At 74.2% G+C, this 6897-nt stretch carries 7 protein-coding genes and 2 tRNA genes; 6 read left to right on the top strand and 3 right to left on the bottom strand.

Annotated elements, in window-relative coordinates; all coding sequences use genetic code 11:
• Positions 1–165: 165 nt before the first annotated feature.
• The 3 genes from ACYVPE_RS38680 to ACYVPE_RS38690 form a co-directional block, all read right to left on the bottom strand.
• Positions 166–837 (bottom strand): NAD(P)H-binding protein, encoded by a 672-nt coding sequence (locus ACYVPE_RS38680; RefSeq protein ID WP_461038531.1) that lies wholly within the window; start codon positions 835–837, stop codon positions 166–168.
• 51 nt (positions 838–888) lie between these two features.
• On the bottom strand, positions 889–2799 hold the full coding sequence (locus tag ACYVPE_RS38685) for an exo-alpha-sialidase (protein WP_461038532.1): 1911 nt from the start codon (positions 2797–2799) through the stop codon (positions 889–891).
• Positions 2800–2929: 130 nt separating this feature from the next.
• Positions 2930–4108, bottom strand: a complete 1179-nt coding sequence (locus tag ACYVPE_RS38690) for an amidohydrolase family protein (protein ID WP_461038533.1) — start codon at positions 4106–4108, stop codon at positions 2930–2932.
• A 139-nt stretch (positions 4109–4247) separates the two neighbouring features.
• Between ACYVPE_RS38690 and ACYVPE_RS38695 the strand changes: the two genes are divergently transcribed.
• From ACYVPE_RS38695 to ACYVPE_RS38720, 6 genes are all read left to right on the top strand, one after another.
• Positions 4248–4320 (top strand) — tRNA-Thr (locus ACYVPE_RS38695).
• 48 nt (positions 4321–4368) lie between these two features.
• A tRNA-Met gene (locus ACYVPE_RS38700) sits at positions 4369–4441 on the top strand.
• A gap of 96 nt (positions 4442–4537) precedes the next feature.
• Positions 4538–4702 (top strand): 50S ribosomal protein L33, encoded by a 165-nt coding sequence (gene rpmG / locus ACYVPE_RS38705; RefSeq protein ID WP_132816042.1) that lies wholly within the window; start codon positions 4538–4540, stop codon positions 4700–4702.
• A gap of 112 nt (positions 4703–4814) precedes the next feature.
• A complete protein-coding gene (locus tag ACYVPE_RS38710; RefSeq protein ID WP_461038534.1) occupies positions 4815–5270 on the top strand; it encodes an FAS1-like dehydratase domain-containing protein in 456 nt (151 codons plus the stop codon).
• 2 nt (positions 5271–5272) lie between these two features.
• Positions 5273–5707: a MaoC family dehydratase gene (locus tag ACYVPE_RS38715; RefSeq protein ID WP_461038535.1), complete on the top strand. Its 435-nt coding sequence runs from the start codon at positions 5273–5275 to the stop codon at positions 5705–5707.
• Between the two features lie 28 nt (positions 5708–5735).
• Positions 5736–6167: a PPOX class F420-dependent oxidoreductase gene (locus tag ACYVPE_RS38720; protein ID WP_461038536.1), complete on the top strand. Its 432-nt coding sequence runs from the start codon at positions 5736–5738 to the stop codon at positions 6165–6167.
• Positions 6168–6897 lie beyond the last annotated feature (730 nt).

The following is a 6897-nucleotide window of genomic DNA, read 5'->3' on the forward strand; positions in this document are numbered from 1 at the left end:
CCGGCGGCCTGCGGCTCGCGCCGGCCGGCACACCTCTTCGGCTCGCCGGCCGCCCCGGCCGCGCCGCGCGGAGCGCGCGCTGGGCGTGCCGGCCCCGCTCCGAGCGGAGCAAGGACGGGTGGGTGGGGGAACCCCGGCCCTTCGGGCCGGCAGCCGCGGGGACCGCTACCCCGCCACGCCCGCCACCTCCGTCACCGCCCGCGGAATGGCCGTCGGGCCGGCGACCAGGTCCAGGCTGAGGCCGGTCGTGGCGGGGGTGTCCAGGAGGGCGAGCAGCACCGCCGCCACGTCGTCCCGGCTGATCGAGCCCCGCTCCGTGGACTCGGCCAGCGTCACCAGACCCGTGCCCGGCTCGTCCGTGAGGCCGCCGGGGCGCAGGACGGTCCACGACAGGCGTCCGGTCCGCGACCTGATGTCCGCGTCGGCCGCCGACTTGGCCCGCAGGTAGGCCGCGAACACCGGGTCGGTGCCGGGCGGTGGCTCCCGGTCGGCGCCGATGGAGGAGACGATGACGAAGCGTCGCACGCCCGCCAACTCGGCCGCGTCGGCGAACAGCACCGCGCCGCCCCGGTCCATCGTCTCCTTGCGGGCCGCCCCGCTGCCGGGGCCCGCGCCCGCCGCGAAGACGGCCGCGTCGGCGCCTTCCAGGTGGCGGGCCACCTCCCCGACCGTCGCCGACTCCAGGTCGCAGACGGCCGGTTCTGCGCCGGCCGCCCGCAGGGCGTCGGCCTGGTCCGGGTTCCGGATCAGGCCGACGGCCTCGTCACCTCGCGCCGCGAGCAGCCGCTCGAGCCGCCGCGCGATCTTGCCATGTCCACCAGCGATGACTGTGCGCATGCCGTCGACCGTACGCCACCACACCCGCCACCCACCGCTGGCCGCACCCGGCTACCGCACCCGGTCGAGCGGCAGCGCCGCGACCGCGCCGCGTGGCGTCGCGTTGACCGCGCGGACCCAGTCGAGTTCGCTCTCCGACAGCGCGCGGTCGTACACCCGCACCTCGTCGAGCGCGCCCGTCATGTACTGCAGGCTGTCCGGCCGTTGGCCCAGGTGCACGCCGAACGTCGAGTTCCGGCTGACGCTGCCCGGCCGGTCGGCCGTGGCGAGCGCGGTGCCGCCGTCGATCGAGAGCCGCAGTTCGCCGTCCTCGCGGGTGAAGGCCAGATGGTGCCACTGGCCGTCGTTGTAGGCGCCCGCGGTGTCCAGGTTGGCGGAGGTCGGGGCCGACGAACCGTCACGGGTGGTGATCAGGGCCCTGACTCGGCCGCTCGCCGGCTCGCCGCGCACCCACACCTGTGGGTTGTTGGAGCCGACGCCGCCCATCCACAGGAACGGGTGGCTGCCGCCGGTGGCCGTGTACCTGAACCACAGGCTCACCGTGAAGTCCCCGCTGCCGAGCGGCTGTTCGGGCCGGTACGGGAGCCGCACCGCGTCGTCCCGGCCGTCGAACGTCAGCGCGGAGCCGAACCGTCCCTCGGTCGTCGTCGGGCCGCCGATCACCGGCGCGGTCCGCGCGCCGTGCGCGGCGTCCCTGGTGGTCGGGCCGGTTCCCGTCCGGCCGCCGAGGAAGGGCTCGCCGAAGTGGGCGAACCGGATCTCGTCCCGCGCGTCCACCGGGCCGGCCTCGTACATCAGCCCGACCGTCGCGTCGTCGATCTTCACCATGTCGGAGTAGCCGGCCCAGTCGGTGGTCACCAGCGCCGCCTGGTCGACGCTCTGCCAGGTGCGGCCGCCGTCCCACGAGGAGCGGACCATCATGCGGCGCCGCCGGTCGGGGTCGGCCGGCGAGGCGAACAGCAGCCGCGAGTCGTCGAACGGGATCACCGAGCCCTGCACCTGCGGGGTGTAGAGGTCGGGGAGGGTCCTGAAGGGGCCGGCGAAGCTCTCGCCGCCGTCCCGGCTCCAGGCGTGGCTGCGGTGGCCGAGGTCGGTGCCGCCCTGCTCGCGGCCGTTGATGTAGATGCTGCCGTCGGGCAGTTCCGCCAGCGTCGACTCGGACGGCCGTTGCCGGTAGGTGCGGTCGGCGGCCACCGGGTGGCTGTCGACCGCGCCCAGGCGCCAGTTGTCGCCGCCGTCGTCGCTGTAGGCGAGCGCCACGTGGCTGGCCGTGACGCCTTCGTCGCCCCAACTCTCCGCGTTGATGGTGAAGACCAGCCGGCCGGCGTCCGCGCCGCGGGCGAGCTGGATTCCGTGCACCGGGCCCGTGGCGTACCAGGAGTCCCAGTCGTCGGGCCGCAGTTCGGCGGCCAGGCTGCGCGGCTCGGACCAGGTGCGGCCGTCGTCGTCGCTGTAGGAGAGGTACGGGATCCGCTCGCACGGCGCCGGGCAGTCGCCGCCGCCCGGCAGGCCGGCGTTCCTGGTGGACGGCAGCAGGATGCGGCCGGTCTCGGTGTCGACCACCGGGGCCGGGTTGCCGTGCGTGTCGCCGCCGCCGTCGTCGATCACCTGGTACGGGCTCCAGGTGCGGCCGTCGTCCGTGGACCGCTTGACGACGATGTCGATGTCGCCGGCGTCGGTGCAGTCGTTGGTGCGGCCCTCGGCGAAGGCCAGCAGGGTGCCGCTGTTGGTCCTGACGATCGCGGGGATGCGGAAGCAGGCGTAGCCGCCGTCCAGGTCGGAACGGAAGAGCACCTGCTGTTCGATGGCCGCCTGATTGACGGCCGCCTGTTCGACGGCCGCCTGGCCGACGTCGCCGGACCCCGGCGAGGAGCCGGAAGGGGCGGCGAGTGAGGGGAGGGGGACGAGGGAGAGGGCGAGGGCCGCTACGGCGATCGCCGCGCGACGTGGGGTCAACGCCATGCCAGAACCAGCCTTTCGGGCGGGGTGGCTGCTACACGGTGCGGCTCGCTCGTCGGACATCGCACATCATCCGACGAACCGTCACGAAGTGTCTCTTGTTGCGAAGACCATGACAAGGAGCCATGGCCGGTCAGTAGCCCGTGGACTGCCGCGGCAGCTCCGGGCCACCGGCCGTCCCCGCCCCGCAGTACTCGCGAACGGCGCTGGTCCTGGCCACGATCCGACCACGGTGGATGACGAGCCGGCTGTAGGCGAGCGACAGCGCGTCGGCGACCGTCCGCCCGCGCACCGCGAGCAGCTCGGCCGGGAAACCGGCCTCGATCCGCACCTCGGGCAGCCCCAGCGCGGCCCTGGCCAGGTCGCTCACGGCGCGGTAGGCGTCGCCCGGCCGGCACACACCGCGCGCGGCCAGCTGATGCGCCACGTCGAGCGGATCGCCCCGCCCCACCGGATTGACCGAATCCCGCAGCGCGCCGCCGCCCGCCGCCACCCGCACCCCGGCCGCCGTCAGCAGCCGCACCGGCGCGCGGCCCCTGGCGGCGGCCAGGCCACACGGGCCGGGCGGCAGACAGATCACCGTCACCCCGGCCGCCGCCAGCTGCCCGGCGGCCCGCGCCGCCACCTCGGGCGCCAGCCGCGAAAGCCCGCCGCACGGCCCGATCGCCACCCCGGACCGGCAGGCGCCGGCCGCCGAGGCGAGCCGCGCGAGACGGACCGGGTCGGCGCCGTCCGTGTGCAGGTCGATCGCACAGCCGTGCTCGTCCGCGAGGCCCAGCACGATGTCCAGATAGCCGGCCGGATCCGGATCGAGGTCGGGCGAGCCGCCGAGCGCCCCCGCGCCCATCTTGGCCGCCTCGGTCAGCAGCGCCCGGTTCTCGGCGCCGGCCAGGCCGGTCAGCAGCCGGGGCACCGCCACGACGCTCAGCTCCGCCAGGCCGCGCAGCGTCCGCGCCGTCTCGAGACCGGCCTCCAGCACCGCCAGGCTCTCGGCGCCGCCGATCCTGACGTGGCTGCGCTGGGCGGTGGCGCCGTGCCCGAGCTGGGTCAGCGCCGCCTCGGTGATCCGCCGGCGCAGCGCCACCGGCGTGGTGGCCGGCGGTCCAGGCGGCACGCCGGTGAGCGCGGTGTCGTGGTGGGCGTGCGGCTCGGCGGGGGCGGGCAACAGCAGGTAGCCGGCGAGATCGACCTCCTGCGCGCCGGCGGGCGGGGCCAGGCTGCCCGGGGTGCCGACGGCCTCGATCCGGTCCGCGCTCAGCAGGAGGTCGACGGTGCGCCCGTCGGCGAGCCGAGGTCCCCTGAGTGTGAGCATCGCCATGGAGCGTACGGGGCCCGCGTGGCCCGGGAGGGCAAGGAGGAAATAGTCGTACCGCCGTGGTTGATCACCGGTTGGTCCCCACTCCCTAAGGATTTCTCCTTCTGCCCGGGACCGTGTAATCTCTTCAGCGCTCGCCCCAATAGCTCAGTCGGCAGAGCGTCTCCATGGTAAGGAGAAGGTCAACGGTTCGATTCCGTTTTGGGGCTCTGAGATGTTGGTCTCCTGTTCATCGGGCGGGAGCCTTTCATCTCAAGGGCGGCGTAGCTCAGTCGGTAGAGCAAACGGCTCATAATCGTTGTGTCACCGGTTCAAGTCCGGTCGCCGCTACCTCAAGTAGCCGGTTGAGGGGTCGCTCCTCCGATCGGCTACTCTCTCTGTGTTGAAGCAAGTGTTTCACCCGTCCATCCGTCAAGGAGCACTCACGTGGCTGCCACAGACGTCCGCCCGAAGATCACGCTGGCCTGCGTGGAGTGCAAGGAGCGGAACTACATCACCAGGAAGAACCGGCGCAACGACCCGGACCGCCTGGAGATGAAGAAGCACTGCCCGCGCTGCAACCAGCACACCGCGCACCGCGAGACCCGCTAACACCAACCGCAGAGTTTCGTAGACGAGGCCGCTCCCGTCCCCGGGGGCGGCCTCGTAGGCTGTCTGGCCGCGTCACCGTCACGCCAGCACCAGCCGATTCGAGAGGGATCCCATGCCACTGGACGAGTCCTTCGTCGGGCGGAGCTACCCGCCCACCGAGCCCTACGAGGTCGGGCGGGAGAAGATCCGGGAGTTCGCCCGCGCCATCGGGGACACCAACCCGGCCTACACCGACCCGGAGGCGGCCAAGGCCCTCGGCCACCCCGACGTGATCGCGCCGCCCACGTTCGTGTTCTCCATCACGTTCACCGCGGCCCAGACCGTCATCCAGGACCCGCAGCTCGGCCTCGACTACAGCCGGGTCGTCCACGGCGACCAGAAGTTCGCCTACTCCCGCCCGGTGCGCGCCGGCGACCGGCTCTCGGTGACCTCGGTCATCGAGTCCGTCAGCTCCCGCGCCGGCAACGAGATCGTGGACGTGCGCGGCGAGGTGCACGACGCGTCGGGCGAACACGTGGTGACCGTGCACACCAAGCTGGTGGCCAGGATGAGCGGGGCGGGGGAGTAGGCATGGCGGCACGGATCGCTTACGCGGACGTCGAGGTCGGGACCGAGCTGCCGGGCGCCGTCTTCCCGGTCGACCGCGCCACCCTGGTGCGGTACGCGGGCGCCTCGGGCGACTTCAACCCCATCCACTGGAACGAGCGGTTCGCCAGGGAGGTGGGCCTGCCGGACGTCATCGCGCACGGCATGTTCACCATGGCCGAGGCCGGCCGGGTCATCACCGACTGGGCCGGCGACCCGGGCGCGGTGCTGGAGTACGGCGTCCGGTTCACCAAGCCGGTCGTCGTCCCCGACGACGACCGGGGCGCCGAGATCGAGGTCACCGCCAAGGTGGCGGCCCTCCTCGACGAGGAGGCCCGCACCGTCCGCGTCGACGTCACGGCCCGCAGCGCCGGCCAGAAGGTCCTCGGCATGGCCCGGGCGGTCGTCCGCCTCGCCTGACCCGGCGTCACCGGGGCATGATCGCCCCATGACGACCGCATCGTTCGACCCGCGCGAACTGCTCACGGAGAGCCGGCTCGGAGTCCTGGCGACGATCAAGGGGGACGGGCGACCGCAGCTGTCGCCCGTCACGCCGTTCTACGACCGGGACGCCGAGGTCGTCCTCGTCTCGATGACCGAGGGCCGGGCCAAGACCGCCAACCTGCGGCGTGACCCGCGGGCCACGCTGAACGTCGTACGGCCCGACGGCGGAGCCTGGGCCACGGCCGAGGGCCTCGCCACCCTCGCCGGCCCCGGCACCGACCCGCGGGGCCCCGAGGTCGAGGCCCTGGTCGACTACTACCGCAGGGCCGCGGGCGAGCACCCGGACTGGGACGAGTACCGCGCGGTGATGATCTCCGACCGCCGCGTCCTCATGACCATGACCGTCACCCACATCTACGGCGCCCGCCTCCGCTGACGCCCCGGCTCCCCGACGAAGCGGCGTCCGCACTCCGCGCGAGCGGGGCTTCCGTGCTCCGCCCGGCTCACGGGCTCGGTCCTTCGGGGCAGGTATCGCTCTGCCGTCCGGCCCGGCCCGGCCGGGCAACGGCGCTTCGCGCGGCCAGGCCCCGGCGTGCCGCTGCCCGGTCCCACCGGGCGCACGACCAGGACGTCGCGGTAAACGCGGCCGCGACGCTTCGCGCGGCCGGGTCCCGGGCGTGGTCCTTCGGGGCAGGTCTGTCGATCTGCCATCCGCCCCACCCGGCACCGCGCTTCGCGCGGGAGCGCTGGGGGTGCGCGACCCGGACGTCGCGGAAAGCGCGGGCGGCCGCAGGCTCCCGGCTTCGCCGGCTCCTTCGGAGCAGGGCACCGATCCACCAGTGCGGCCGGCGCTCGAAGCGTGCCAGCCGGACCTACGGCCCGGGTTTCACCCGGCCACCGGGCCTGTCACAGCCGCCGGCCGCGGGCCCCCCGGCTTCGCCCGGTCCACCTCGCTGCGCCCCGCGCGAGCGGGCTGGGCTCGCCGGGCCGCAGGTCCGGGCTCCGCCCGGCCCGCACGGCTGTCCGGCCGCCGGCCGCGGGCCCCCCGGCTTCGCCCGGTCCACCTCGCTGCGCCCCGCGCGGGCGGGCTGGCTCGCTGGGCCGCAGGTCTGGGCTCCGCCCGGCCCGTACGGCCGCCGGCCGCAGGCCCCCGGCTACGCCCGGTC

This window comes from Streptomyces mayteni (genome assembly GCF_054783955.1).